Here is a 26,996-nt window from a genome sequence, read left to right on the forward strand (position 1 = left end):
GTAGGCCCGCCCCCGGCCCCCCCCCCCCGGGGGGGGGGGGGCGGGGGGGGGGGGGGGGCGCCCCCGACGCCCTGCCCCGGCGCCACCCGCTCGGGGAAGGCGGCGCCGCCGGGGCGGTCGTGGTGGGTGCGGACACGTACGGGACCTGCTCTCTGGATGCCCGGTGGGCCCGGGCCCGGTGGCGTGGACCCACCGGACCCGGGATCAGCCGGCCTGGGCTCTCGGGTGGCCTGGGCTGTCGGCGTGCGCTTCTCGGCCCGGGCTCAGTGGGCGGCGAAGGCCGAGGTGATCTGCGTGGCGGCGTCGCCCGAGGCCTTGGCCACGTCCGCCTTGCCGGTGACGATCTGCTGGAGCATCGTCGGGATGACCGCCTGGGCGTCGATCTGCGCCCATCCCTGGTCCAGCGGCACGAACTTGGTGCCGGCCGCGATGGTGTCGGTGAACGGCTTCAGGAAGGCGTCCTTGGCGGCGACCTTGGTGTTGACCGACTTCAGCGTCGGCAGGTTGCCCATCGCGTCGTACATCTGCTCCTGGTACGCCGGGCTCGCCAGCAGCTCGGCGAACTCCACGGCCAGGGTGCGGTGCTTGGCCGCCTTCATCACGCCGAGGTTGTTGCCGCCGGCGAACGCCGGGGCGATCGAGCCGGCCTTCTCGCCGGGCAGCGGGACGACCGCGTACTTGTCCTTGGCCGCGCCCGCGTCCACCTTGCTGCGGCTGGAGTTGGGCAGGATCGCCATCGCCGCCTTGCCGGCCGCGAAGAGGTCGACGGTCTTGCCACCGGTGAGGTCGGCGCACTGCTGGGTCGGGCAGCCGTTCTCGTTGAAGAGGTCGGTGTAACGCTTGATGCCGGCCTGCGAGGCGGGCGAGTTGATCGCCGCCTTGTACTTGTCGCCCTCCTTGGCGGCGATGTCGCCGCCCGCGTCCCAGACGAAGGGCAGCGCGCCGAAGGTGTACTTGCCGCCGACCGCGATGCCGAAGGTGTCGGGGTGCGCGGCGTGGATCTTCTCGGTGGCGGCGACCAGGTCCGCGTAGGAGGTGGGCGCGGCCAGGCCGGCCTCGGTGAAGAGGTCGGTGCGGTAGTACAGCGCGCGCACGCCGACCCACCACGGCAGGCCGTAGGTCTTGCCGTCGAGCACCGAGGTCGCGGCGATCGCCGGGTCGAGGTCGCCCTTGTCCTTCCACTTGTCGAGGTCGGCGCCGATGTCGGCGAGGCCGCCGGCGGCGACGTAGCCGGGCAGGTCGGTGTTGCCGAACTCGACCAGGTCCGGGGCGCTGTTCGGGTCGTTGAACGCGCCCTTCATCTTGGCGGCGCGGGCCGAGGCGTCGGTGTCGATGTAGCTGACGTTGACGGTGACGCCCTGGTGGGAGGCCTGGAACTCGGCGACCGCCTTGCTGATCACCGCTTCCTTCGCGGCGTTGCCGGCCTCGTTGTACAGCCAGACCTGCAGCGTCCCGGTCTTGTCGTCGGCGGCCTTCTCGCCGGCCGGCACGGCGGTGCCGGGCGAACAGGCGACGGCGGCCGTGAGGCAGGTGGCGGCGAGAACGGCGGCCGCGGTGGTCCGTCTGGCGATGCGCATGGGTGTGGAGCCTCCCCTCCCGACAGCTGCCGCCGAGACGTGCGCCGCTGGGGACGGGCACGTCGAAGCAGGCCCTGACCGGGGCCGGTGATGGGTGCGTGCGTGAACGCGTGGATGTGGGGGTGGTGCTACGCGGGTACGGCAGTGCGACCGCTCGGGTGGCTGCGTCGCCTGCTCGATGGCAGGGACGTTAGGCGCGGGCGCTCGCGCCCAACAAGAGCCGGTTCGCGAAGTTTTGCACTGCACAACGCTGTATCGAAAAAGCGGCGGCCGGGTCTCGAAGGGGTACGGTTCGACAACCGCCGCAGTCCGGTGGCGGAACGAGAGGGGAACGGGACCGATGACGGAGCAGGCGGCCAGCCCGGCCACCACCGCGAAACCGAAGAAGGCCGCGGGCGAGCGCAACCAGTCCTCCTCGCTGCGCCGGGCGCTGTCCGTCCTCGGCTACGTCCGCGACCACGGCGACGGCCGCGGCGTCCCGCTCGCCCAGCTCGCCGAGGCGCTCGACCTCAACAAGTCCACCGTGCTGCGGCTCACCGGCCCGCTGCTGGACGAGCACCTGCTCGACCGCGACCGGGAGACCGGCTGGTTCCGGCTCGGCCACGGCTCGCTCCGCCTCGGCCAGGCCTACCTCTCCACCCTCGACCTGCGCAGCGTCGCCGCCGAGCACCTGCGCCGCCTCCAGCGCGAGGCCGGCGAGACCGTCCACCTCACCGTCTGGCAGGCACCGGGCATCGTCTACCTGGACAAGGTCGAGGACGAGACCAACGTCCGGATGGCCTCCCGGGTCGGCAGCCGGGCGCCCGCCTACTGCACCGCGACCGGCAAGGCGATCCTGGCCTGGCTCCCCGACGAGGCCGTCGCCGAGGTGGTCGCCGCCGGCCTGCGCCCCGTCACCACCTGGACCATCTCCGACGAGACCCACCTGCGCGCCGACCTCGCCCGCATCCGGGCCCGCGGCTACTCCATCGACGACCGCGAGAACGAGCCCGAGGTCCGCTGCGTCGCCGCCCCGATCTTCGACCACACCGGCGAGGTCACCGCCGCCCTCTCGGTCTCCGGCCTCACCTCCCGAATGACCGCCGCCCGCGTCCGCGCCCTCGGCCCCGTGGTCGCCCAGGTCGGCCTGCGCATCTCCCGCGAACTCGGCTCCGACCGCCCGGTGCCCTGACACGCGAGAGGGCCCGGCACCTGAGTGAACAGGTACCGGGCCCTCTCGGCCTTGGAGCGCCAGGCCCGGGTCGCACGGACTCTCCCCACTGAAAGTGGGACGTGCTCTGGTAGCACCACTGACGCCTGACGAGAGATCATCTCCCTCGCGACAGGAAGAACACTACCAGGTCAGGACACCTGTCCGAACCACGGGCAAACCCCCGACGACCACCCGCCCACGCATGCGAGAGGGCCCGGCACCTGAGTGAACAGGTACCGGGCCCTCTCGGCCTTGGAGCGCCAGGCCCGGGTCGCACGGACTCTCCCCACTGAAAGTGGGACGTGCTCTGGTAGCACCACTGACGCCTGACGAGAGATCATCTCCCTCGCGACAGGAAGAACACTACCAGGTCAGGACACCTGTCCGAGCCACGTGGGGCAGGGGGTCAGGCGGTGGCGGTGAGGCGGGTGCGGGGGTGGCGTTGGAGGGCTTCCAGTTCGCGTTGGAGGGGTGGCTTGGGGACGGCGAGGACCGGGCAGGCGGCGTGGCGGGTGCAGTAGGCGGTGACGGAGGGGCGCAGGGCGCGGGCGAGGGGGCCCCGGCCGCCGGCGCCGAGGACGAGCAGGTCGTCCGGGCGGTCGGCGCAGCGGACCAGGGCCTGGCCGGTCTCGCCGCGGACGGCGATGCTGCGCAGCCGGACGCCGGACCAGGCGCCGCCGAAGGCCTGGTCGAGGGCGTCGCGCAGCCGGGCGGCGGCCGCGTCGCGGCAGGCGGACAGCAGGGGCGGGCAGGGTGAGCGGCGGTAGCCGAACTCGCCTCCGGCCGGGGTCCAGCAGTGCACGGCGAGGACCTCGGCGTCGAGGCGGCGGGCCTCGGCGACGGCGCGGTGCAGGGCGGCGAGGCTGCCGAGCGAGCCGCTGACACCGACGACGACGCGGCCGCGGCCGTCGTCCTCGGGGACCCGGGGTGCGCCGGGGAGTTCCGTCGGCTCGTCCGCCATGGTGCTGTCCGTCCTCACTGCTGGTGGCTGGTGTCGTCGGTCATCAGCCAAGCCCGGCGGAGCGGGGACGGGGGGTTCCTTGACGGGGCCCTGACGCGGGCGGGCCCGGTCCGTACGGGTTCCTGACGCGGGGCGGCGGGTGGGCGGGGCGGGCGGCTCAGCCGGCGGCGGGCCCGTCGGCCTCCCAGAGGTCGGCGAACATCCGGTCCAGGTGCTCCTCGCCGATCGGCGGGACGGGCAGCGGGTGGGCGGCGCGGGTGCGGAAGCCGTCGAGCAGCAGGGCGAGGTGGCGCCGCCACAGGTCGGGGCGCAGGTCGGCGGCGGCGGGCAGGGCGCGGCAGAGCGGGCCGAGCATGAACAGCAGGTCCATGGTGACCACGTCGGTGCGCATGGTGCCCTGTTCCTGCGCGCGGGCGACCAGGGCGCCGACCGTCACGGCGTTGCGCCGGCTGATCTCGATCATCCCGGGGACGGCCGGGATGGCCTGGGTGACCAGGTCGTTGATGCCCCGGTCGGCGGCGACCAGTTCGAAGATCCGCGCGAAGTAGCGCTCGATGGCGCTCCAGGCGTCCTCGGTGGCGAGCGCCTCGGCGCCGGCCTCGTCCAGCAGGTGGGCGGCGTCCGCGAAGACCTCGCCGATCAGCGCCTCGCGGGTCGGGAAGTGCCGGTAGAGGGTGGCGTTGCCGACGCCCGCCTCCTTGGCGATCTGGTCCAGGGGCACGTCCAGCCCGCGCTCGGCGAAGAGGTCGCGGGCGGTGGCGAGCAGCAGGTCGCGGTTGCGCTGCGCGTCGCGCCGCAACCGTCCCGCGCCGCCCGTTCTGCTCGTTGCCATGCCCCGACCCTAGCAACGCACGCCCTCCGTGGCCGGGGGACCACCGGTGAGAACAGGTGGCGGCGAAGGCCCGGGCACGGCGATGGTGACCTGCGAGGACACCCGGGATCCCGGCTTGCTGGGGGCTGCGCGGCCGGGCCGGCCCGCCGGAGGATGCCGCTGCACTCCTCCGCGCCGCCCCGCACCGGGAGTCCCGTCATGCTCCGACCCGCCGCCCGGGCCGCCTCGGCCCTCGTGCTCGCCTCCGCGCCGGCCCCCGGCCTCACCACGCCGGCCCTCGCCCCGGACGCGGTGCGCGTCCGGGGCCGGCGGCGGGCGGTCAGCGGCGGGCGCCCGGGCGGAGCCAGACCGTCCAGGTGAGGACGGAGCACCACAGGTAGGCGGCGAGGAAGGCCAGGTAGGCGGTGTCGCCGTTGCCGCTGCTGAGGAAGGACTGGCGGAAGGCCAGGTTGACCAGGACGCCGCCGAAGGCGCCGATCGCGCCGGCCAGGCCGATCAGGGTGGAGGTGCGGCGGCGGGCGGTGGCCTCGGCGACGGCGGGGTCGGTGCCGGCGGCGACGGCGGCACGGGCGCGGGCCTCGTAGTGGGCGGGGATCATCTTGTACGTCGAACCGTTGCCGAGGCCGCTGAGGACGAAGAGCGCGACGAACCCGGCGAGGAAGAGCGGCAGCGAGCCGGCCCGGGAGGCGGCCAGCACGGCGGCGGTGCCGGCGCCCATCGCGGCGAAGACGGCCAGGGTGACCCGGGGGCCGCCCCAGCGGTCGGCGAGCCGGCCGCCGACGGGGCGCAGCAGGGAGCCGAGCAGCGGGCCGAGGAAGGTGAGCGCGGCGGCCTTGACCGGGGTGTCGAAGCGGTCGTGGAACTGCACCTGGAGGACCTGGCCGAAGGCGAAGCCGAAGCCGATGAACGAGCCGAAGGTGCCGATGTAGAGGGCGGAGACGGCCCAGCCGTACGGGTCGCGGGCGACCTCGCGCAGCGAGCGGTCGGCGCCGCGCGGCGAGCGGCCGCCTCCGCGCGCCGGGGCCGGCAGGTTGTCCATCCGCCGCCAGGCGAGCGCGGCGGCGGCGAGCACCGGCGGCAGGTAGACCAGCGGCAGCAGCCGGGGGTGGGCGGCACCGGCGGTGGCGAGGACGAGCAGACCGAGCAGCTGGACGGCGGGGACGCCGAGGTTGCCGCCGCCGGCGTTGACGCCGAGCGCCCAGCCCTTGAGGCGGTGCGGGTAGAAGGCGTTGATGTTGGCCATCGAGGAGGCGAAGTTGCCGCCGCCGACGCCGGCCACGCAGGCCACTGCCAACAGGGTGCCGTAGGAGACGCCGGGGATGAGGACGAGGGCGGCGAGGGTGGTCGGGACGAGCAGCAGCAGCGCGCTGACGACCGTCCAGGTGCGGCCGCCGAAGCGGGCGACGGCGTAGGTGTACGGCAGGCGGAGCGCGGCGCCGAGGGCGGTGGGCAGGGCGGTGAGGGTGAACTTGCCGGCCGGGTCGATGTGGTACTCGGGGCCGAGGAACAGGACCAGCACCGACCACAGGCTCCACACCGAGAAGCCGAGGTGTTCGCAGAGCACCGAGAGGACGAGGTTGCGGCGGGCGATCCGGGCGCCGGTGCGCTCCCAGAACTCCCGGTCCTCCGGGTCCCAGTGGGTGACGGCGCAGGCGCGGACGGGGGCCGGTCCGGTGACGGTGGTCATGCGGCCTCCTCCGGTGAGCCGGGCGCGGTGGCGCGGACCGGCCAGCGGCGGAGCACGGCGGGGCTGCCGTCGGGGGCGGTGTCCTCGTCCAGGCAGCGGCCGTCGATGAGGTCGAAGACCTGCTTGTACATCGGCGAGGCGAGCGTGGGCCGGTCGCCGCGGCTGCCGAGCAGGCCGCGGGAGAGGACGTACGCGCCGCTGAACGGGTCGCGGTTGTCGACGGCGTGCAGGGCGCCGGAGCGGTCGCGGAACAGGGCGACCTGGTGTCCGGCGAGCAGGACGGCGACGCCGCGGCCGGGCTGCAGGTCGTCGAGGGCGCAGACGGGCTGCCAGCGGGTGCCGTCGTGGATCTCCACGGTCATGGGGCGAGCACCTCCAGTCGGGGACCGGCCACCAGGACCGGGACGGTTTCCGGAACGGATTCCGGGACGGTGAGGAGGTGGCCGTCCTCACCGTGGCGGGCGGGGCGGATCTGGCCGCGTTCGGGGACGAAGGTGACGGCCGGGTCGGGGGTGCCGGGGGCGTTGACGAAGGAGGCGAACCGCCGCAGCCGGTCCGGGTCGGCCAGGGTGGCGGCCCATTCGTCCTGATAGGAGCTGATATGACGGGCCATCAGTTCGTCGAGCTCGCCGGCGATGCCGAGCGCGTCGTCGAGGACGACGGCGCGCAGGCGGGCGAGGCCGCCGTCGAGCCGCTCCAGCCAGACCGAGGTGCGCTCCAGCCGGTCGGCGGTGCGGATGTAGAACATCAGGTAGCGGTCGATGGTGCGGATCAGTGTCTCGCGGTCCAGGTCGGCGGCGAGCAGGTCGGCGTGCCGGGGCGTCATGCCGCCGTTGCCGCCGACGTAGAGGTTCCAGCCGGCGGAGGTGGCGATGACCCCGAAGTCCTTGCTCTGCGCCTCGGCGCACTCGCGGGCGCAGCCGGAGACCGCCGACTTGAGCTTGTGCGGGGAGCGCAACCCCCGGTAGCGCAGCTCCAGTTCGATGGCCAGGGCGACGGAGTCCTGCACGCCGTAGCGGCACCAGGTCTCGCCCACGCAGGACTTCACGGTGCGCAGCGCCTTGCCGTAGGCGTGGCCGGACTCGAATCCGGCGTCGACCAACCGCGCCCAGATGGACGGGAGTTGGTCGACGGCGGCGCCGAAGAGGTCGATCCGCTGACCGCCGGTGATCTTGGTGTAGAGGCCGAAGTCGCGGGCCACCTCGCCGATCGCGATCAGCCCCTCGGGGGTGATCTCGCCGCCGGGCACCCGGGGCACCACCGAATAGGAGCCGTTGCGCTGGAGGTTGGCGAGGAAGTGGTCGTTGGAGTCCTGCAGGGCGGCCTGTTCGCCGTCCAGGATGTGGCCGGTGGAGAGGCTGGCCAGGATGGAGGCGACGGTGGGCTTGCAGATGTCGCAGCCCTCGCCGGTGCCGTGCCGGTCGACCAGTTCGGAGAAGGTGGTGATGCCGGTGACCCGGACGATCTCGTACAGCTCGGCGCGGGTGCGGGTGAAGTGCTCGCACAGGCCCGTCCGGACCTCGGCGCCGGTGGCGGCGAGTTCCTCGGTGACCACGGTGCCGAGCTGCTTGAGGCAGCTGCCGCAGCCGGTGCCGGCCCGGGTGCACTTCCTGACGGCGGCGACGCCGTCGCAGCCCTGGTCGCGGACGGCCGCGCGCACGGCGCCCTGGGTGACGTTGTGGCAGGAGCAGAGCACCGCGTCGTCAGGCAGGGCGACGGGGCCGGCGGCGCCGAACCCGGCGGGCAGCACCAGCTGTTCGGGCGGGGTGGTGAGCGGGCGGCCGGCCGTCGCCAGCGGGCGCAGGGTGCCGTAGGCGTCGGTGTCGCCGACCAGGACGCCGCCGAGCAGCGCGCCGTCGGCGCCGATCACCAGCTTGCGGTAGACGCCGAGCCGGCTGTCGCTGTAGAGCACGTCGAGCGCGCCCTCGGCGCTGCCGTGCGGGTCGCCGAAGCTGGCGACGTCGACGCCGAGCAGCTTGAGCTTGGTGGAGGTGTCGGCGCCGGTGAAGCCCGGACCGGGGTGGCCGGCGAGTTCCCGGGCGGCGGTCTCGGCCATCTGGTAGCCGGGGGCGACCAGTCCGTAGACCCGGCCGTCGGCGGCCTGGGCGCACTCGCCGACGGCGAGCACGGCCGGGTCCTCGGTGCGGCAGCGCTCGTCGACGACGATGCCGCCGCGCGGGCCGACCGGCAGACCGCAGTCGCGGGCGAGCTGGTCGCGGGGGCGCACGCCGGCCGAGAACACCACCAGGTCGGCGGGCAGTTCACGGCCGTCGGAGAGGGTGAGGCCGCGCACCGCGCCGTCCGGGCCGGTGGCGACACCGCTCGCGGCGGCGGCGGTGTGGACGGTGACGCCGAGGTCCTCGATCTTGCGCCGGAGCAGGGCACCGCCGCCCTCGTCGACCTGGACGGCCATCAGCCGGGGCGCGAACTCGACCACCTGGGTGGCCAGTCCCATGGCGCGCAGCGCGCCGGCCGCCTCCAGGCCGAGCAGGCCGCCGCCGACCACCACACCGGTGCCACCGCCGGTCGCGACGGCCTCGGCCGCGCCGGCCCGGATCGCGTCGAGGTCCTCGATGGTGCGGTAGACGTGGCAGCCGGCGGCGTCCTTGCCGGGCACGGGCGGCACGAACGGGACCGAGCCGGTGGCCAGGACCAGGGCGTCGTAGCGCAGTCGGGCGCCGGCGGCGGTGGTGACGGTGCGGGCGGCCCGGTCGACGGCGGTGACCGGGTCGCCGAGGCGCAGGTCGATGCCGTGCTCGGCGAGGAAGCCGGGCGGACAGAGCGCGAGGTCCTCGGGGGTGCCGCCGTCGAACAGCGAGCCGAGGTGGACGCGGTCGTAGGCGGGGCGGGGCTCCTCGGCGAGCACGGTGACCCGCCAGCGCTCGGCGCCGGGCTGCTCGGTCCAGGCCTCCAGGAAGCGCTGGCCGACCATGCCGTGGCCGACCAGGACGAGGTCCAGCGACCGTTCGGACGTCTGCGACGTCATGCGTGACTCCTCCGGGGGGGTAGGGGTGGGGCGCTCAGGACGGCGCGGCCGCGGTCAGCAGGTGCAGCGGGTGGCCGGTGAGCGGGTCGTCGCGCTCCCAGGCGTCGGTGAGCGCGTCCAGCCCGGCCAGGTCGCCGAGCAGGATCGCGCCGACCAGCCGGTCCCCGCGCAGCACCAGCTTCTTGTAGCTGCCGCGGGTGGCGTCGGTGAGCCGCAGCACGTCCAGCCCCTCGTCGAGCGTCTCGTCGACGGCGCCGAACGCCGCGTACTCCAGGCCGCCGACGGAGAGCCGGGACGGCGGGCGGGAGCCGGTGTAGCGGGCCCCGGGATCGGCGCCGGACAGCCGCAGGGCGAGCACGTCGGCCTGGTCCCAGGCGGGGACGGCCAGGCCGTGGACGGTGCCCCGGTGCTCGGCGCAGTCGCCGATCGCGGACACGTGCGGGGCGCCGGCGGCGAGCCGGTCGTCGACCAGGACGCCGGTGGCGACCGGCAGGCCGGCGGCGTGTGCGAGCGCGGTGCGCGGGCGGGTGCCGCAGGCCAGCACGACCAGGTCGCAGTCGAGCAGGTGGCCGTTGGCCAGCCGTACTCCGGTGACCCGGTCGGGCCCCGTCGCCACGGCCCGGGCCCGGTTGCGGCAGTACGTCCCGACGCCGAGCGCGGACAGCCGCTCCCGCAGCACCGCACCCGCCTCGGCGTCGAGTTGACGTTCGATCAGATGCGGTGCCTGGTGCACGATCTCGGTCCGCACGCCGAGCGCGGCCAGCGCGCGGGCGGCGCTGACCCCGAGCACGCCGCCGCCGATCACCACGGCCCGGCGGGCGGTGACGGCCTGCTCGGCGAGCCGGGCGCAGTCGTCCAGCGAGCGCAGGGTGTGCACGCCCTCGGCGAGGCCCCGGCCGTCGGGCCGGCGCAGGCCGCCGATCGGGGGCAGCACCGGGTTGGCGCCGGTGGCGAGGACGAGGTCGTCCCAGGGCTCCACCGCGCCGTCGGCCAGCGCGAGCGTGCGGGCCGCCGGGTCGACGGCCACCGCCTCGCAGCCGGTGCGCAGCCGCGCCGTGCCGAGCGGCAGGGCGATCGCCTCCGGGTCGTACCGGCCGGCGAGCACCTCGGCGAGCAGCACCCGGCTGTAGGGGGTGCGCGCCTCGGCGGCGTAGACGGTGACGGTGCCGGGGCCGCCGAGCGCGGTGTACCGCTCGGCGAACCGGGCGGCCGCCATGCCGCCGCCGACCACCGCGATCCGGCGGTCCGCTCCGGTGTCGGCCATCAGCCCGCCGTCCGCTCGTCGAGCGGGCCCCGCGCCGGCTCGTCACCGAAGCCGCCCACGCGATCCTCGCCCAGCTCCCGCACCCGCTCGACCCGCACCGCGCAGGTCTTGAACTCCGGCATCCGGGAGACCGGGTCGAGCGCCGGATTGGTCAGGCTGTTGGCCCGCCCGGGGGCGGGCCAGTGGAACGGCATGAACACCGTGTCCGGCCGGATCGCCGCGCTCACCCGGGCCGGCGCCACCGCCCGGCCGCGCCGGCTCACCACCGCGACCGCCTCGCCGTCGACGACGCCGAGCCGCTCGGCCAGCCGGGGGTGCAGTTCGACGAACGGCCCGGGCGCCGCCGCGTTCAGCTCGGCCACCCGGCGGGTCTGCGCGCCGCTCTGGTACTGGGCGAGCACCCGGCCGGTGGTCAGGTGCAGCGGGTACTCCCGGTCCGGCTCCTCCCCCGCCGGCCGATGGGTGGCCGCGGCGAACCGGGCGCGCCCGTCCGGGGTGGCGAAGCGCTCCAGGAAGAGCCGCGGCGTGCCCGGGTGCGCCGGGTCCGGGCAGGGCCAGAAGACGCCGTCCTCGGCCGCGATCCGCCGGTAGCTGATGCCCGCGTAGTCGGCGTCGCCGCCCGCCGAGGCGCGCCGCAGCTCGTCGAAGACCTGCTCGGCGTCGGCCGGGAAGCCGCGCTCCACGCCCAGCCGGCGGGCGAGTTCGCCGAGCAGCCACAGTTCGCCGCGCACGCCCTCGGGCGGGTCGAGGGCCCGGCGGCGCAGGATCACCCGGCCCTCCAGATTGGTGGTGGTGCCGTCCTCCTCGGCCCACTGGGCGACCGGCAGGACGACATCGGCCAGCCGGGCGGTCTCGGAGAGCACCAGGTCGGCGACCACCAGCAGGTCCAACTCCCGTAGCCTGGCTGTGACATGGGAGGCGTTCGGCGCGGAGACCACCGGGTTGGAGCCCGCCACCAGCAGCGCGCGGGCGCCGTCCGGGCGGCCGAGGCCGTCCAGCAGCTCGTACGCGGAGCGGCCGGCCCGGGGCAGCGTGTCCGGGTCGACGCCCCAGACCGCGGCGACGTGCGCCCGGGCCGCCGGGTCCTCGATCGAGCGGTAGCCGGGCAGTTGGTCGGCCTTCTGGCCGTGCTCGCGGCCGCCCTGGCCGTTGCCCTGCCCGGTGAGGCAGCCGTAACCCGCGTACCGGCGGCCCGCGTTGCCGGTGGCGAGGCAGAGGTCGATCCAGGCGCCGACGGTGTCGGTGCCCTTGCTGTGCTGCTCCGGGCCGCGCGCGGTGAGCACCATGCCGGTCGCGGCCCGGCCGAACAGCTGGGCGGCGGTCCGCAGTTGGTGGACCGGGACGCCGGTGATCCGTTCCACCCGGTCCGGCCAGTGCGCCATCGCGACGGCCCGGGCGCGCTCGTAGCCGGTGGTCCGGGCGGCGACGAACGCCTCGTCCACCAGGCCGTCGGCGATCACCAGGTGGAGCAGGCCGAGGGCGAGCGCGAGATCGGTGCCGGGGCGCGGCCGCAGATGCAGGTCGGCCTGCTCGGCGGTGCGGGTGCGGCGCGGGTCGACGACGATCAACGTGCCGCCGTTCTCCCGCAGTTCGCGGAAGTAGCGGAGCGCGGGCGGCATCGTGTCGGCCGGATTGGCGCCGACCAGGATCAGGCAGCCGGTGTGCGGCACGTCCGCCAGCGGGAACGGCAGCCCGCGGTCCAGGCCGAACGCCCGGCGGTGCGCGGCGGCGGCCGAGGACATGCAGAACCGGCCGTTGTAGTCGATGTTCGCGGTGCCGAGCACCACCCGGGCGAACTTGCCGAGCTGGTACGCCTTCTCATTGGTGAGCCCGCCGCCGCCGAACACCCCGACCGCGTCCGCGCCGTACCGCTCGCGGACCGTCCGCAGCCCGGCGGCCACCCGGTCCAGCGCCTCGTCCCAGCCGGCCGCGCGCAGCGGACCGCCCGGGCGCTCGCGCACCAGCGGCTCGGTCAGCCGCACGCCCCGGGCCAGCAGCGCGGGCGCCGACCGGCCCTTGCCGCACAGGGCGCCCCGGTTCACCGGGAAGTCCGGACGCTCCAGCACCTCGACGGGCACGGGCCCGGCCGCGGCCGTCGGGCGCAGCCGCATGCCGCACTGCAGGGCGCAGTACGGGCAGTGGGTGGCGGTCGGCGCGGCGGCGCCGGTGCTGCCGGCGGCGGGGGCGGTGGTGGCGGGGGTCATGGCCAGAATCTCACTCCGGCCCGTTACGGAGCCGGGTCCGCCGTGTTGCGCGCGCGGTACGGTTCGCTCACACCCGCCGTCACGCCGTGTGCGACACACCGCCCTTGACCTGGATGACGGTTCGATGACCCGCACTTGACCGGCAGGCAATGCCCCCGTAACGAACCCGTCGCATGCTGCCGACATGGCCACACCAACATCGACCGGGCCGCGTCCCGCCCCGCGGCCCGGACCCCTCACCGGCTTCACCGTCGGGGTCACCGCCGCCCGCCGCCGCGACGAGCTGACCGCGCTGCTCACCCGGCGCGGCGCCCAGGTGGTCGAGGCCCCGGTGCTGCGGATCATGCCGCTCGCCGACGACCTCGCCCTGCGCCTGGCCACCGAGGCCTGCCTGGCCGCCCCGCTCGACTACGTGGTCGCCACCACCGGCGTCGGCTGGCGCGGCTGGATGAGCGCCGCCGACGGCTGGGGCCGGGGCGCCGCCCTCGCCGAGGCGTGCCGGCGGTCCGCCATCCTCACCCGCGGCCCCAAGGCCACCGGCGCCGTCCGGGCCAGCGGCCTCGACGAGGGCTTCTCCCCCCGCTCCGAGGCCACCGAGGAACTGCTGGGCTGGCTGCTCGCCCGCCCGCTGGCCGGCCGCCGGGTCGCCGTCCAGGAACACGGCGTCCGGCTCGACGGCTTCGCGGCGGCGCTGCGCGAACGCGGCGCCGAGGTGATCTCCGTCCCGGTCTACCGCTGGGCGCCCCCGGACGACCCGGCGCCGGTGCGGCGGCTGGTCGAGCAGACCGTCCGCCGCCAGGTGCACGCCCTCACCTTCACCAGCGCCCCCGCCGTGGCCGCCTTCGTCGCCACGGCCGAGGCGGACGGCCTGCGCGAACCGCTGCTGGACGCGCTGCGCGCGGACGTCCTGCCGGTCTGCGTCGGCGCCCTGTGCGCCCGGCCGTTCGCCGAGCTCGGTCTGCCGGCCGCGTTCCCCGAGCGCGGCCGGCTCGGCTCGCTGGTGCGACTGCTCGCGGAGACCCTGCCCGGCCGGGGCCGGCGCGAATTCGCGGTCGGGGACCTGGCGTTGACCCTCCAGGGGAACGCCGTCCTGGTCGACGGCGAGAGCCGCCGGCTCAGCCCGCGCGGCGCCGCCGTGCTGCGCGCCCTCGCCGAACGCCCCGGCCATGTGCTCAGCCGCGCCGACCTGCTGCGCACCGCCTGGCCCGACGCGACCGCCGACGAGCACGCGGTCGAGGCGGCGGTCGGACGGCTGCGGGCGGCGCTCGGACCGTACGGGGCACTGATCCGCACCGTGCCCAAGCGCGGCTACCGCCTGGCGACGGCCTGATGCGCCGTCCCGTCCTGCTGGCCGTCGCCCATGGCAGCCGCTCCGCCGCCGGGGTCGCCGCGAACCTCGCGCTGCTGGAGCGGGTGCGGGCGCTGCGCCCCGCGCTCGACGTGCGCTGCTGCTTCCTGGACCTCGCCCGGCCCTCCCTCCCCGAGGCGCTCGCCGCCCTGGACGGGCGGGCGGCCGTACTGGTCCCGCTGCTGCTCGGCGGCGGCTACCACCTGCGCGTCGACCTGCCGCAGGCGCTCGCCGCCGCCGGCCTCGCCCACCTCCCGCTGGCCCGCGCGCTCGGCCCGCACCCGCTGCTCGCCACCGCGCTCGCCGACCGCCTGGCCGCCGCCGGGCGGCCGCCGGGCGCCGGGCCGGTCGTCCTCGCCGCCTCGGGCTCCTCCGACCCCGCCGCCAACGCCGGCACCGCACGGTTGGCCGCCCTGCTCGCCGCCCGCCTCGGCGACGGACGGCCCGTCGTCCCCGCCTACCTCTCCGCCGCCCGCCCCACCCCGGCGGAGGCGGTCGCCGCCCTGCACGCCACCGGCCACCACCGGGTCGCCGTCGCCACCCATCTGCTCGCCCCCGGCTTCTTCGCCACCCGCGCCGCCGCCACCGCCGCCCACTGGACGAGCGCCCCACTCGGCGCCCACGACGCGCTCGCCCGGCTGGTCGTCCTCCGCTACGAGGAGGCCGGCGCGGCCGCTCCGGCGCCGGTGGTACCCGTACGTCAGCGCCAGGATCACCGGTCCCCAGAGCACGAACAGCCCGCTCGTCACCGCCGCAAGCGTCCGCCACCAGCCGCTGACGTAACCGACGTCGCGGAAGCCGCCGACATGGAAGGTGGTGAGCACCCACTGCCCGGCCAGCAGGGTGAACCCGGCACCCGACACCGCCCCGACCGCCACCACCACCCGTGCGGGCAGCCGCTCGCCCCACGGGCGGACCAGCCCGCCGCAGAGCAGCGCGAACGCCTCGGAGAGCAGGCTGAGCGCCAGCACATAGGGGACGGTCATCCAGAGCGGCAGATCCTCGCGCGGCACGTCCATCCCCATCCGGAAGCCGAACCCGATCGGCAGCCGCCAGAGGCAGAGCGGCAGCGCGAGCAGCGGCAGGGCCCGGGCCGCGTGCCGGGCCCAGGGCTGGACCGGGCGGCTCATCGCTACGGTGGTCATGCCTCCAGCCTCCGCGCCCGCCGCCGGCCCTGAATCCTGCGCGGGTCCGATCCCCTCCCCCGCCCGGGGGAGGCTGTCGTCCTCCTCACACCGGCCGCCCAATCCGCCGCGCCGCTCCGGCCTCCGCCTAGGGTGATCTTCCGCGGCGCGGAACCGGATCGGGCGATGGGGTGGAGCAGATGAGCGTTTCCCTGACGGCACACCAGCTGATCGGGCTGCTGGTCGACCCCGGCAGCTACCGGAGCTGGGACGAACCGTCCGCCGCGGAACCCGTGGACGCCGGGTACCGGGCGAGCCTCGCCCGGGCGCGGGAGCGGACCGGTGTGGACGAGGCCGTGCTCACCGGCCTCGGCCGGATCGGCGGGGAGCCGGTGGCCCTGGTCGCCTCCGAGTTCGGCTTCCTCGGCGGCTCGATCGGCGTGGCGACCGCCGAACGGATCACCCGGGCCGTCGAGCGGGCCACCGCCGAACGCCTCCCGCTGGTCGCCCTGCCGGTCTCCGGCGGGACCCGGATGCAGGAGGGCACGGCGGCCTTCCTCTGCATGCTGCGGATCACCGCCGCCGTCCAGGCCCACCGGGCGGCCGGCCTGCCCTACCTCAGCTACCTGCGCAACCCGACCATGGGCGGGGTGTTCGCCTCCTGGGGGACGCTCGGGCAACTGGTCCTCGCCGAGCCGGGGGCGCGGCTGGGCTTCCTCGGCCCGCGGGTGTACGAGGAGCTGCGGGGCGTCTCGCTCCCGGCCGACGTACAGCGCGCCGAGACGCTGGCGGAGCGCGGGCTGGTGGACGCGGTGGTGGCCCCGGAGGAGCTGCGCGAGGTGCTGCGCCGCTCCCTGGCCGTCCTCACCCGCCGGGCGCTGCCCGCCCCCGTCCCGCTCCCCGTCGAACCCGCCGGCCTCGCCAGACCCGCCGGACCCGCCGGACCCGCCCAGCACCCCGACGCCTGGGAGGCCGTCCTCCGCACCCGCCGCCCCGACCGTCCCGGCACCCGCGAGCTGCTGCGCCGCACCACCGAGGAGCTGGTGCTCCTCGACTCCCCCGGCGGCCGGAACGGCGCCCTGATCCGGGCGCTCGCCGTCCTGGACGGGCAGCCCGCCGTGGTCGTCGGCCAGCAGCGCCGGGCCGGCGCGCGCGAACGCCCCTTCACCACCGCCGACCTGCGCGCCGTCCGCCGCACCGCCCGCGTCGCCGAGCAGCTCGGCCTCCCCCTCGTCACGGTCGTCGACACGGCGGGCGCCGAGCTCTCCGTCCAGGCCGAGCTGGACGGCGTCGCCATCGAGATCGCCCACTGCCTCACCACCCTGCTCGCCCTGCGCACCCCCGTCCTCGCCGTCCTCCTCGGCCAGGGCTCCGGCGGCGGCGCGCTGGCCCTCCTCCCCGCCGACCGCGTCCTCGCCGCCGCCAACGCCTGGCTCGCCCCGCTCCCCCCGGAGGGCGCCTCCGCCATCGTCCACCGCGACGGCGGCCACGCCCCCGACCTGGCCCGCTCCCAGGGCATCGGCGCCCACGCGCTCGCCGAGGTCGGCCTGGTCGACACGGTGGTTCCCGAACTCCCCGACGCCGCCGACGAACCCGCCGCCTTCTGCGCCCGCCTCGGCGCCGCCGTCGCGAGCGCCCTCGCCGAGCTCACCGCCACCCCCGAACCCACCCGCCGCACCGCCCGGGCCACCCGCCACCGCCGCCTCGGCGACCTCCTCCGACCCGCCTGACGCCGCATCCCCCGGCGCCGGCCGCCCCGCCGTCGCGGGTCGTCCGGATGGCCAGGTTGGGGTGCGGCGTCCCCGGCGGCGGATGACGATGCGAGTGGCCGCGACACCCGCGGCGCCGAAGGAGGAGGCCGTGGCAGGACTGGCTCGGATACCGCTGGAGGGCGGGGGCTCGGTGCTGCTGGAGGCGCCCGGCGCCGCGGAGGGGCCGGTGAAGGCCGGCCGGATCGGCGAGGCCATCCGCGATCTGCCGACCAGCCTGCAGGGAGCCCTCGTCCCGGTCACCACGGCCGCCCACGCGGCGCTCGACGAGCTGCGCCGGATCGGCCCCGACGAGATCGCGCTGGAGTTCGGCATCGACCTCTCGGTCGAGGCCGGGGCCGTGATCACCAGGAGTGGCGCCAACTGCCACCTGATGGTGCGGGTGACGTGGCAGCGGGGCAGTCCCGGCGGTGCCTCCGCGCCCGGCCCGTCCGATGGGTAGCGCGGACCGGCCACCGGACGGCGGCCGCGCGGGCGAGCTGCTTCCGGCCGTGGCCCAGGTGATCGGTCCGGACGGCGCCGTCGCCGGCGCGGGCTTCCTGGTCGGCGCGGACGTCCTGCTGACCTGCGCTCACGTCGTACGGGCAGCCGGGGCCGGGCCCGGTACGCAGGTGCGGCTGGCCTTCCCCAACGTGGCGGGCTCGCCCCTGGTCGAGGGCCGCGTTCTGGAGGAGCCGTGGCGCGCCCCCGAGGGCGATGACGTGGCCGTCGTCCGGCTGGCCCGCGCCGTGCCGGGGACGGCGGCGCTGCCGCTGGGCTCCCCGGAGGGCTGCCGGGGCCACCAGGTGCGGTCCTTCGGGTTCCCGGCCCAGGCCCCGCCGGGCGGCCACTTCGGCTTCGGCGTGGCCGGCGACCTGCTGCCCGCCGCCGAGGGCGGGAGCGCCCACCTCCAGCTGACCTCGGCCAACGACCTGACCACCGGATTCAGCGGCGGCCCCGTGGTCGACGAGATGACCGGCCTGGTCATCGGCATGCTGACCGAGATCGCGGCCCCCGACGACTACGAGCGGGGCCAGGGCATCGCGTACGTCACCCCCGCACCGGTCCTCCGGGAGGTCTGGCCCGAACTGGCGCTGACGGACATCTGCCCCTACCGGGGACTGGAGTCGTTCACCGCGGAGCAGGCCCGGTGGTTCAAGGGCCGCAAGGACGCGGTGCGGCAGGTGCTGGCCAATCTGGCCCACCGGCAGCGGCTGACGCTGCTGCTCGGCCCCTCGGGTTCGGGCAAGTCGTCCCTGGTGCAGGCCGGCGTCCTGCCCGCCCTGGCCGAGGGCCAACTCCCGGGGAGCGACCGGTGGTTGCCCGTACTCGCCCGCCCGCGCCAGGACCTGCCGGCCGAGCTGGAGCGCGCCGGGCTGCCCGGGGCGCGCCAGGACGGGATCGCTGCCGCCGTCACCCGCAGGCTGGCGGAGGAACCGGACCGGGAGTGGATCCTGCTGGTCGTCGACCAGTTCGAGGAGTTCCTCGCCCGGTCCGGCAACGGCCGGCAACGGGAGGTCGCGGCGGTCGCGGACCAGCTCACCGCACTGGCGGACTCGACCGTCCCGGTCAGCGTGGTACTGGTCATGCGGGACGACTTCTATCCGCAACTGGCGGCCTTGGCACCGACGTTGCTGGAGAAGGCGATGCCGGGCCTGCTCAACCTGCCGAGCACCCTCAGCCGGGGCGACCTGCACGACATCATCACCCTGCCCGCCCGGGCCGTCGGCGCCCACTTCGAGGCCGGCCTGCCCGAGCAGATCATCACCGACGTCCTGGAGGCCACCAGCGCGGGACCGTCGAGCGACCGGGCACCCGTCACCGTCCTGCCACTGCTGGAGCTGACGCTCAGTCAACTCTGGCAGCGGCGGCAGAACGGCTATCTCACCCACGACGCCTACCAGCGCATCGGCGGCGTCACCGGAGGCCTCACCACCTGGTGCGACTCCGCGCTGCGACAGCTGCCCGACGACCAACTGCCCATCGCCCGGCGGATCCTGACCTCGCTGGTCCGGCCGGCCGAACCCGGCTACCAGATCCCGGCCATCCGGGAGCAGCTCCCGCTTCGCGAACTGCGCGAACTGGCCTCCACCACCGAGGCCACGCCCGAGAACGTCCGGGCCGTCGACGACGTCGTGGCCGCGCTCACCCGCCACCGGATCATCATGACCCACGCGCCGCGCACCACCGGCGGCCCCCAGCCCCCGGTCGGACAGCCGGTGGCCGAGCTGATCCACGACGCGCTCATCCGCGAATGGGGCACGCTCCAGCAGTGGGTGGAGCAGGACCACCGCTTCCAGGACTGGCTGGAGAGCACGCGCAAGCGCCGGGCCGCCTGGGCCGAACGGAAGGATCCCGGAGACCTGCTCGGCGGAACGGCGCTCGCCGAGGGCCTCGACTGGGCGCAGCAGCGCCGCCTGCCGGGCGACATCACCGCGTTCCTCACCGCGAGCCGGCAGCGCCAGCAGGCCGTCATGCGGCGCAGCAGACGCCTCAACGCGATCCTGGCCGGCCTGCTGGTCGTCGCCCTGATCGCCGCCGCGGGGGCCGTCTGGCAGTGGCGGACGGTGGCCACGGAACGGGAGGCGGCCGTGTCCCGGCAGTTCGCCGCCCAGTCGGACACGCTCATCAGCACCAATCCCGACCTCGCGGCGCTGCTGGCCATCGCGGCGTACGACACCAGCGACACGCCCGAGTCGGTCGAGAGCCTGGGGAACGCGGCGCTCCTGCCGTTGCGGCACCGCCTGGCCGGCCACACGGAGGCAGTGGACGCCGTCGCGTTCAGCCCCGACGGGAAGACCCTCGCCACCTCCGGCGACGACCAGACCGTACACCTGTGGGAAGTGGCCACCGGGCGGACGACGGCGACGCTCACCGGTCACGGCGACACCGTGTGGGCGGTGGCGTTCAGCCCTGACGGGAAGACCCTCGCCACCGCCAGCTTCGACGGAACCGCACGGCTGTGGGACATCGGCACCCGGACCACCCGCACGACCTTCAAGGGCCACACGGGCAGCGTGTACTCCGTGGCGTTCAGCCCCGACGGGAAGACCCTCGCCACCGGCAGTGCCGACAACGCCGCCCGGCTGTGGGACATCGCCACCGGTACCACCCGCGCCACCCTCAACGACCACACCGGCCCCGTACAGGCCGTCGTGTTCAGCCCGGATGGAAGAACTCTCGCCACCGGCAGCGACGACACCGCCGCCGACGTGTGGGACGTCGCCACCGGGTCCTTCCAGACGACCTTCTCCGGCCACACCGCCGGGGTGACCGCGGTGGCGTTCAGCCCGGACGGGAAGACCCTCGCCACCGGCAGTGTCGACAAGAGCGCGCGATTGTGGGACGTCGCCACCCAGACCACTCGAACCGCGCTCATCGGCCATATCGACAGCGTGTACTCGGTGGCATTCGGCCCCGACGGGACGACCCTCGCCACCGGCAGTGTCGACACCACCGCCCGGCTGTGGGACGTCTCCGCCGGTACCGTCCTGAGCGGCCTGTCGTCCGGACTGTCCACGGTCGTGTTCAGCCCCGACGGGACGACCCTCACAGCCGGTGGCGCCGACGCGGCGGTGCGGGTGTGGAACGTCAAGGACCTCACCGGCCACAGCCCCCTGAACGGCCGGCCCGACGTGGGCGTGGTGGCACTCAGCCCGGACGGGAAGACCCTCGCCACCGGCGAAGCCGACTACACGGTCTCGCTCTGGGAGGTGGCCACCGGCAGAAAGCTCAACACCCTCAACGGCCACAGCGACGTCGTGTCGGCCATGGCGTTCAGCTCGGACGGAAAGAGCCTGGCCACCGGCAGCTACGACACCACCGCCCAGGTGTGGGACGTCGCCACCGGCACCACCCGCACCGTCCTCTACGACCACACGTCCGCCGTGCAGGCCGTCGCGTTCAGCCCGGACGGGGAGACCGTCGCCACCGCCGGCGCCGACCGGACCGCGCGGTTGTGGGACGTCACCGACGGATCCGCCCGCGCCACCCTCAAGGGGCACGCCGGTACCGTGACCGCGGTGGCGTTCAGCCCCGACGGAACGACCCTGGCCACCGGCAGCGACGACAGGTCCGCACGGTTGTGGGACGTGGCCACCGGCAAGAGTCGCGCCGCTCTCACCGGTCACAGCGACATCGTGTGGGCGGTGGCGTTCAGCCCGGACGGGAAGACCCTCGCCACCGGCAGCGCCGACACCACCGTCCGGCTGTGGAACCTGGCCACCAACAAGAGCCGCGCCACCCTGACCGGCCATACCGACGCGGTGTTCACGGTGGCGTTCAGTCCCGACAACCGCACCCTGGCCACCGGCAGCAACGACTCCACGGCCCGGCTGTGGGACGTCGTCCCGCCCCAGCCCTCCGAGGCGATCCGGAAGATCTGCCAGTCCATCGACCGCGATCTCACCGCCGACGAACACGTGTACCTGTCCGGCCACTCGACCGAGCCGGTCTGCCACAAGGCTGAAGCGGCAACGCCCACCACGGCCCTCGGCCCGGCGAGGCCGGCCGGCCGGCCGGCGGTGACGGTGGGTCGGTTCCGGAGCAACCGCCCAAAACAGACACAGCGATAACTTGTGCTCATATACGACAAGTTTTGATGATTCGGTGCTTTACTCCGGTCTCAAGATCAGGTCCCCACTGCCCTGATCCCCGGTGCGTACACGGAAATCTGACGCCGTGCGTGCCGAAGCTTCCGACCTGGAGGGATGTCCGAAGTGAACTGGTCAAAGCCGAAGCCGAGATCCGCCCACGGGCGCGGGCGCGCCTTGCACATACCCGGGGGGTACTGAATGAGCACCATGGTTCGCCGCCTCGGGCGGCACCGGGGGCGGCCGCGCCGCTCACTGATCGGGCTGCTGGTGATGGCCCTGCTGATCGGGGCGGGGGCCGTCGCGTTCCCGTTCCTCACCGCGCCGCAGTCGCACGCGGCGGCCGGTGACCCGTTCAACCCGGCGGACCCGCAGGTGTTCGTCGCGCAGGAGGTGCCGACCCGGCTCTACCGGGCTGTCACCGGGGCGTCCGGCAGTGTCACCTTCCAGCCGGAGGGCCCGGCGAGTACCTACCAGTACAACGCCATCAGCTACAACACGGCGAACAACTACCTGTACGGAATCTCCGCCGGCAACCCGGTCGGCGCGATCCTCCGGATCGGGCAGGGCGGCGTCGTCACCCGCGTGGGCACCGGCGTCGTGGCGGGCGTCGGCACGAACTGGGGCGCGTTCGCGCCGGACGGAAGCCTCTACGTCGGCACCACCGGGCAGACAACGGCCTACCGGGTCAATGTCACCACCGGTCAGGTAGCCGCGACGATCACGCTGACCGCCCCCATGCCGGGGGCTGATATCACCTACGCGGACGGCTACTTCTGGACCGTCGACAACAACGGCAGCGTGGTCCGGGTCGATCTCCTCGGGGCCACCAAGACGGTCACGACGTTCCCCACCCCGGTCTTGCCGCCCGGCGGCTACGGTGCCGCCTGGACGTTCGGCAACGGCAACACCGGATTCTCGGAAAACGGCACCGGCACGGTGTACCAGATCAAGATCACCAACCCGGCAGCGGCGAACCCGACGTTCACCAGGGTCTCCACGTCGCCCGGCCCGGCGAGCGGCAACAACGACGGCGCGGCCTCGCCCGGTCTGCCGACGGACCTCTCGGTCGTGAAGAGCGGCCCGGACATGGTGAAGCCGGGCACCACCGTCACGTACACGCTGAAGGTGAAGAACAACGGGCCCGGCAACTCCAGCGGTTACACCGTGACCGACACCGTCCCGGCGCCGCTGACCAACGTCAAGACCTCGACGCCCGGCTGCACCGTGGCCGGCAACACGGTGACGTGTGTCGGCGGGCGCACCCTGGCGGGGGTCGAGAACACCATCACCGTCACGGCGGACGCCCCCGCCACGATGACGGGTTGCGTCACCAACACCGGGTCGGTCCTGGCCAATGAGCAGGACCCGACGGCGGGCAACAACCAGTCCTCGGTGAAGACCTGCGCCGTCGTGCCGTCCCTGACGGTGGAGAAGTCGGCCACCCCCGGCACCGTGAGCGCGGTCGGCGAGAGCGTGAAGTACTCCTTCGTGCTGACCAACACCGGCAACGTCGAGTTGTCGAACCCGGGTGTCACCGAGACGGCGTTCTCGGGCAGCACGCCGCCGGCCGTCGACTGCCCGGCCGGTCCGCTGGCCCCGGGTGGGTCGTTGACCTGCACGGCCACCTACACCGTCACCCAGTCCGACCTGGACGCGGGCTCGATCAAGAACACCGCGACCGCGCACGGCACCGCGCCGGGCGACACCACTCCGACCGTCTCCCAGCCCGACTCGGCGACCGTCACCGCGACGTCCAGCCCGGGCCTGAAGGTGGTCAAGTCCGCCACCACCAGCCGGCCGGACAAGCTGGTCCTCGGTGAGCAGATCACGTACGACTTCGTGGTCACCAACACCGGCAACGTCACCCTCAAGGACGTCAAGGTCACCGAGACCACGTTCACGGGCGCGGGCACCCCGCCGGTCCCCGCCTGTCCCACCGACCAGGCGGCCGCCCTGGCCCCCGGCGCGGAGATGACCTGCACGGCCACCTACACCGTCACCCAGGCGGACGTGGACGCGGGATCGATCAAGAACATCGCCACCGGCACCGGCAACCCGCCGACCGGCCCGCCGCCGGTCTCCCCGCCGTCCGAGGTGACCGTTCCGTCGCCGTCCGACCCGGCGCTGACCGTGGTCAAGACCGCCTCGACCGGCAAGCTCGTCGCCGGTGAGAAGGTGACGTACAGCTTCCGGATCACCAACACCGGCAACGTCACGCTCAAGGACGCCAAGGTCACCGAGACCGCGTTCACCGGCAGCGGCACGCTCGACCCGGTCAGCTGCCCGAGCGGCGCCGCCTCGCTCGCGCCCGGCGCGTCCGTCACCTGCACCGCCACGTACACCGTGACGCAGGCCGACGTCGACGCGGGCTCGGTGAAGAACACCGCCACCGCGACCGGCACCCCGCCCACCGGCCCGCCCCCGGTCTCCCCGCCGTCCGAGGTGACCATCACCCAGCCGCCGGCCCCGGCGATGACGGTGGCCAAGAGCGCCACCAGCAGCCGGCCCGACACGCTGGTCCTCGGCGAGACGATCACCTACAAGTTCGAGGTCAAGAACACCGGAAACGTCACGCTCAAGGACGTCAAGGTCACCGAAGGCGAGTTCACCGGCAGCGGCACGCTCTCCCCGGTCACCTGCCCCACCGCCGAGGCCGCCGCCCTGGCCCCCGGCGCGACGATGACCTGCACCGCCACCTACACGGTCACCCAGGCCGACGTCGACGCCGGCTCGATCAAGAACAGCGCCACCACCACCGGCACCCCGCCCACCGGCCCGCCGCCGGTCTCCCCGCCCGGCGAGGTCACCGTCCCCGCGCCGTCCGACCCGAAGCTGACCGTGGTGAAGTCGGCCTCCACCGGCAAGCTCGTCGCCGGTGAGCAGATCACCTACAGCTTCGCCGTCACCAACACCGGCAATGTGACGCTGAAGGACGTCAAGATCACCGAGGGCGAGTTCACCGGCACCGGCACCCTGTCTCCGGTCACCTGCCCCACCGCCGAGGCCGCCTCCCTGGCCCCCGGCGCCACCGTCACCTGCACCGCCACGTACACCGTGACGCAGGCCGACGTCGACGCGGGCTCGGTGAAGAACAGCGCCACCGCGACCGGCACCCCGCCGTCCGGCCCGCCGCCGGTCTCCCCGCCGTCCGAGGTGACCATCACCACCCCGGACGAGCCCGGCCTGTCCGTGGTCAAGTCCGCCTCGACCGGCACGTTGGTCAAGGGTGAGGAGATCGTCTACAAGTTCGAGGTGAAGAACACCGGCAATGTGACGCTGAAGGACGTCAAGGTCACCGAGGGCCCGTTCACCGGCAGCGGCACCCTGTCGCCGGTCACCTGCCCGAGCGGGGCCGCCACGCTGGCGCCCGGCGCGGTCGTCACCTGCACCGCCACCTACACCGTCACCCAGGCGGACGTGGACGCCGGCTCGGTCAAGAACAGCGCCACCGCCACCGGCACCCCGCCGCGGGGCGAGCCGCCGGTCTCCCCGCCGAGTGAGACGACGGTGAGCACGCAGGACCAGCCCGGCCTGTCCGTGGTCAAGACCGGCCACAGCAGCAAGCCGGACGAACTGCTGGTCGGTGAGCAGATCCGGTACGACTTCACGGTCACCAACACCGGCAACGTCACCCTCAAGGACGTCAAGGTCACCGAGGGCGAGTTCACCGGCACCGGCACCCCGCCGGTCGCCACCTGCCCGACCGTCGAAGCCGCCGCCCTGGCCCCCGGCGCGACGATGACCTGCACCGCCACCTACACCGTCACCCAGGCGGACGTGGACGCCGGCTCGGTCAAGAACAGCGCCACCGCCACCGGTACCCCGCCGCGCGGCGAGCCGCCGGTCTCCCCGCCGTCCGAGACCATCGTCCCGGCCCCGGAGAAGCCCGCGCTCGCTGTCGTCAAGACCTCCTCCACCGACAAGCTCGTCGCCGGTGAGCAGATCACCTACAGCTTCGCCGTCACCAACACCGGAAATGTGACGCTGAAGGACGTCAAGATCACGGAAGGCGAGTTCACCGGCCACGGCAAGCTCGACCCCGTCACCTGCCCGAAGGAGGCCGTTTCCCTGGCGCCCGGCGCGACGGTGCTCTGCACCGCCGCCTACACCGTCACCCAGGCCGACGTCGACGCCGGCTCGGTCAAGAACAGCGCCACCGCCACCGGTACCCCGCCGCGCGGCGAGCCGCCGGTCTCCCCGCCGTCCGAGACGACCGTCACGACGGACGACCGGCCCGGCCTGTCCGTAGTCAAGTCCGCCTCCACGGGCCAGGAGGACAAGCTCGTCGCGGGCGAGAAGATCACCTACAGCTTCACGGCGCGCAACACGGGCAACGTGACGCTGAAGGACATCAAGATCAACGAGGGCGAGTTCACCGGCCACGGCAAGCTCGACCCCGTCACCTGCCCGAGCGGGGCCGTCACCCTGGCGCCCGGCGCCACCGTCACCTGCACCGCCGGCTACACCGTCACCCAGGCGGACGTGGACGCGGGCTCGGTGAAGAACACCGCCACCGCCACCGGTACCCCGCCGCGCGGCGAACCGCCGGTCTCCCCGCCCTCCGAGGTGGAGCTGCCGCAGCAGCCGAAGCCCTCGCTCGCGGTCGTCAAGTCCGCCGAGACCGAGAAGCCCGGCAGGCTGGTCAAGGGCGAGAAGATCACCTACCGGTTCGCCGTCACCAACACCGGCAACGTGACCGTCAAGGACGTCAAGGTCGACGAGGGCGAGTTCACCGGCACCGGCAAGCTCTCCGCGGTCACGTGTCCGAAGGACGCGGCCACGCTGGCGCCCGGCGCCACCGTCACCTGCACCGCCACCTACACCGTCACCCAGGCCGACGTCGACGCCGGCACGATCAGGAACACGGCCACCGCCACCGGCACCCCGCCCGGCGGCGAGCCGCCCGTCTCCCCGCCGTCCGAGGTCACCGTCCCGTCCGGCGGGCGCGGCGCCCTCGGCCTCACCAAGACCGCCGACGTCGTCGACGCCAACGGGAACGGGAAGACCGACGTCGGGGACCGGATCGAGTGGAAGCTCACGGTCGCCAACCAGGGCACCGCCACCGTCACCGGCATCAAGGTCGACGACCCCACCGCCGGCCAGGTGACCTGCCCCAGGACCAGCCTCGCCCCCGGCGAGACGATGGTGTGCACCACCCAGCCGCACACCATCACCACCGAGGACGCCCGCCGCGGCAAGGTCGTCAACACCGCGACCGCCACCGGCCCCGGAGCCACCCCCTCCGAGGCCACCGCCACGGTGAAGGTCGCGCCCGGCAACCCGCCGGCGCCGGTCCCCGCGGACCCGAAGCCGTCCGGACCGACCGGCATCCTCGCCCACACCGGCACCGCCGTCCTGACGGTGGTGGCGATCGCCGGCGCGCTGCTGGTGATCGGCGGACTCGTCCTCGGCCTCAGCAGGCGCCGCCGCAACCACTGAACAGGTGACCGACGGGCCGGATGACCGGCCCCGGCCGAC

At 74.5% G+C, this 26,996-nt stretch carries 15 protein-coding genes; 7 read left to right on the forward strand and 8 right to left on the reverse strand.

The features are described from left to right. Positions 1–263 precede the first annotated feature (263 nt). The gene (locus tag ABTX81_RS20970) at positions 264–1,577 is read right to left on the reverse strand and encodes an extracellular solute-binding protein (protein ID WP_350547863.1); all 1,314 of its coding nucleotides are present in this window, start codon (positions 1,575–1,577) and stop codon (positions 264–266) included. 340 nt (positions 1,578–1,917) lie between these two features. On the opposite strand from ABTX81_RS20970, the gene ABTX81_RS20975 reads away from it, so the two are divergent. Further along, a complete protein-coding gene (locus ABTX81_RS20975) occupies positions 1,918–2,748 on the forward strand; it encodes an IclR family transcriptional regulator (RefSeq protein WP_350547865.1) in 831 nt (276 codons plus the stop codon). Between the two features lie 427 nt (positions 2,749–3,175). Here ABTX81_RS20975 and ABTX81_RS20980 read toward each other — a convergent pair whose 3' ends face one another. The 7 genes from ABTX81_RS20980 to ABTX81_RS21010 form a co-directional block, all read right to left on the reverse strand. Further along, positions 3,176–3,730, reverse strand: coding sequence for a universal stress protein (locus ABTX81_RS20980; protein WP_350547867.1), 555 nt, complete (start codon positions 3,728–3,730; stop codon positions 3,176–3,178). 157 nt (positions 3,731–3,887) lie between these two features. Further along, positions 3,888–4,562: a TetR/AcrR family transcriptional regulator gene (locus ABTX81_RS20985; protein ID WP_350547869.1), complete on the reverse strand. Its 675-nt coding sequence runs from the start codon at positions 4,560–4,562 to the stop codon at positions 3,888–3,890. Positions 4,563–4,881: 319 nt separating this feature from the next. Continuing rightward, on the reverse strand, positions 4,882–6,249 hold the full coding sequence (locus ABTX81_RS20990) for a nitrate/nitrite transporter (protein WP_350547871.1): 1,368 nt from the start codon (positions 6,247–6,249) through the stop codon (positions 4,882–4,884). Beyond that, positions 6,246–6,611, reverse strand: coding sequence for a nitrite reductase small subunit NirD (nirD, locus tag ABTX81_RS20995; RefSeq protein ID WP_350547873.1), 366 nt, complete (start codon positions 6,609–6,611; stop codon positions 6,246–6,248). Before nirD ends, ABTX81_RS20990 begins: the two co-directional genes overlap by 4 nt. Continuing rightward, on the reverse strand, positions 6,608–9,235 hold the full coding sequence (nirB, locus tag ABTX81_RS21000; RefSeq protein WP_350547875.1) for a nitrite reductase large subunit NirB: 2,628 nt from the start codon (positions 9,233–9,235) through the stop codon (positions 6,608–6,610). Before nirB ends, nirD begins: the two co-directional genes overlap by 4 nt. Positions 9,236–9,269: 34 nt before the next feature. After that, positions 9,270–10,499 (reverse strand): NAD(P)/FAD-dependent oxidoreductase, encoded by a 1,230-nt coding sequence (locus ABTX81_RS21005; protein ID WP_350547877.1) that lies wholly within the window; start codon positions 10,497–10,499, stop codon positions 9,270–9,272. Continuing rightward, the gene (locus ABTX81_RS21010) at positions 10,499–12,703 is read right to left on the reverse strand and encodes a molybdopterin oxidoreductase family protein (RefSeq protein ID WP_350547878.1); all 2,205 of its coding nucleotides are present in this window, start codon (positions 12,701–12,703) and stop codon (positions 10,499–10,501) included. The genes ABTX81_RS21005 and ABTX81_RS21010 overlap by 1 nt, the downstream gene beginning before the upstream one ends. 184 nt (positions 12,704–12,887) lie before the next feature. Here ABTX81_RS21010 and ABTX81_RS21015 point away from each other — a divergent pair, with 184 nt between their 5' ends. The 6 genes from ABTX81_RS21015 (at position 12,888) to ABTX81_RS21040 (ending at position 26,957) form a co-directional block, all read left to right on the forward strand. After that, the gene (locus ABTX81_RS21015; RefSeq protein ID WP_350547880.1) at positions 12,888–14,033 is read left to right on the forward strand and encodes a uroporphyrinogen-III synthase; all 1,146 of its coding nucleotides are present in this window, start codon (positions 12,888–12,890) and stop codon (positions 14,031–14,033) included. Further along, positions 14,033–15,229 carry a sirohydrochlorin chelatase gene (locus ABTX81_RS21020; RefSeq protein ID WP_350547882.1) on the forward strand — a complete coding sequence of 399 codons (1,197 nt, stop codon included), beginning with the start codon at positions 14,033–14,035 and terminating at the stop codon, positions 15,227–15,229. The genes ABTX81_RS21015 and ABTX81_RS21020 overlap by 1 nt, the downstream gene beginning before the upstream one ends. A gap of 146 nt (positions 15,230–15,375) precedes the next feature. Next, on the forward strand, positions 15,376–16,905 hold the full coding sequence (locus tag ABTX81_RS21025) for a carboxyl transferase domain-containing protein (protein WP_350547884.1): 1,530 nt from the start codon (positions 15,376–15,378) through the stop codon (positions 16,903–16,905). Positions 16,906–17,035: 130 nt separating this feature from the next. Further along, complete coding sequence (locus ABTX81_RS21030) at positions 17,036–17,386, forward strand: CU044_2847 family protein (RefSeq protein ID WP_350547886.1); 351 nt, start codon at positions 17,036–17,038, stop codon at positions 17,384–17,386. After that, complete coding sequence (locus tag ABTX81_RS21035) at positions 17,379–21,497, forward strand: nSTAND1 domain-containing NTPase (protein WP_350547888.1); 4,119 nt, start codon at positions 17,379–17,381, stop codon at positions 21,495–21,497. The genes ABTX81_RS21030 and ABTX81_RS21035 overlap by 8 nt, the downstream gene beginning before the upstream one ends. 219 nt (positions 21,498–21,716) lie before the next feature. After that, positions 21,717–26,957 (forward strand): CLIPPER-2 domain-containing protein, encoded by a 5,241-nt coding sequence (locus tag ABTX81_RS21040; RefSeq protein WP_350547890.1) that lies wholly within the window; start codon positions 21,717–21,719, stop codon positions 26,955–26,957. Positions 26,958–26,996 lie beyond the last annotated feature (39 nt).

It is taken from the genome of Kitasatospora sp. NPDC097605 (genome assembly GCF_040302725.1).
GTDB lineage: Bacteria > Actinomycetota > Actinomycetes > Streptomycetales > Streptomycetaceae > Kitasatospora.

Bases quoted from the DNA above. Each gene is read 5' to 3' on its own strand.
- ABTX81_RS20970 (WP_350547863.1), bottom strand. From the start codon at position 1,577: ATGCGCATCGCCAGACGGACCACCGCGGCCGCCGTTCTCGCCGCCACC.
- ABTX81_RS20975 (WP_350547865.1), top strand. From the start codon at position 1,918: ATGACGGAGCAGGCGGCCAGCCCGGCCACCACCGCGAAACCGAAGAAG.
- ABTX81_RS20980 (WP_350547867.1), bottom strand. From the start codon at position 3,730: ATGGCGGACGAGCCGACGGAACTCCCCGGCGCACCCCGGGTCCCCGAG.
- ABTX81_RS20985 (WP_350547869.1), bottom strand. From the start codon at position 4,562: ATGGCAACGAGCAGAACGGGCGGCGCGGGACGGTTGCGGCGCGACGCG.
- ABTX81_RS20990 (WP_350547871.1), bottom strand. From the start codon at position 6,249: ATGACCACCGTCACCGGACCGGCCCCCGTCCGCGCCTGCGCCGTCACC.
- nirD (WP_350547873.1), bottom strand. From the start codon at position 6,611: ATGACCGTGGAGATCCACGACGGCACCCGCTGGCAGCCCGTCTGCGCC.
- nirB (WP_350547875.1), bottom strand. From the start codon at position 9,235: ATGACGTCGCAGACGTCCGAACGGTCGCTGGACCTCGTCCTGGTCGGC.
- ABTX81_RS21005 (WP_350547877.1), bottom strand. From the start codon at position 10,499: ATGGCCGACACCGGAGCGGACCGCCGGATCGCGGTGGTCGGCGGCGGC.
- ABTX81_RS21010 (WP_350547878.1), bottom strand. From the start codon at position 12,703: ATGACCCCCGCCACCACCGCCCCCGCCGCCGGCAGCACCGGCGCCGCC.
- ABTX81_RS21015 (WP_350547880.1), top strand. From the start codon at position 12,888: ATGGCCACACCAACATCGACCGGGCCGCGTCCCGCCCCGCGGCCCGGA.
- ABTX81_RS21020 (WP_350547882.1), top strand. From the start codon at position 14,033: ATGCGCCGTCCCGTCCTGCTGGCCGTCGCCCATGGCAGCCGCTCCGCC.
- ABTX81_RS21025 (WP_350547884.1), top strand. From the start codon at position 15,376: ATGAGCGTTTCCCTGACGGCACACCAGCTGATCGGGCTGCTGGTCGAC.
- ABTX81_RS21035 (WP_350547888.1), top strand. From the start codon at position 17,379: ATGGGTAGCGCGGACCGGCCACCGGACGGCGGCCGCGCGGGCGAGCTG.
- ABTX81_RS21040 (WP_350547890.1), top strand. From the start codon at position 21,717: ATGAGCACCATGGTTCGCCGCCTCGGGCGGCACCGGGGGCGGCCGCGC.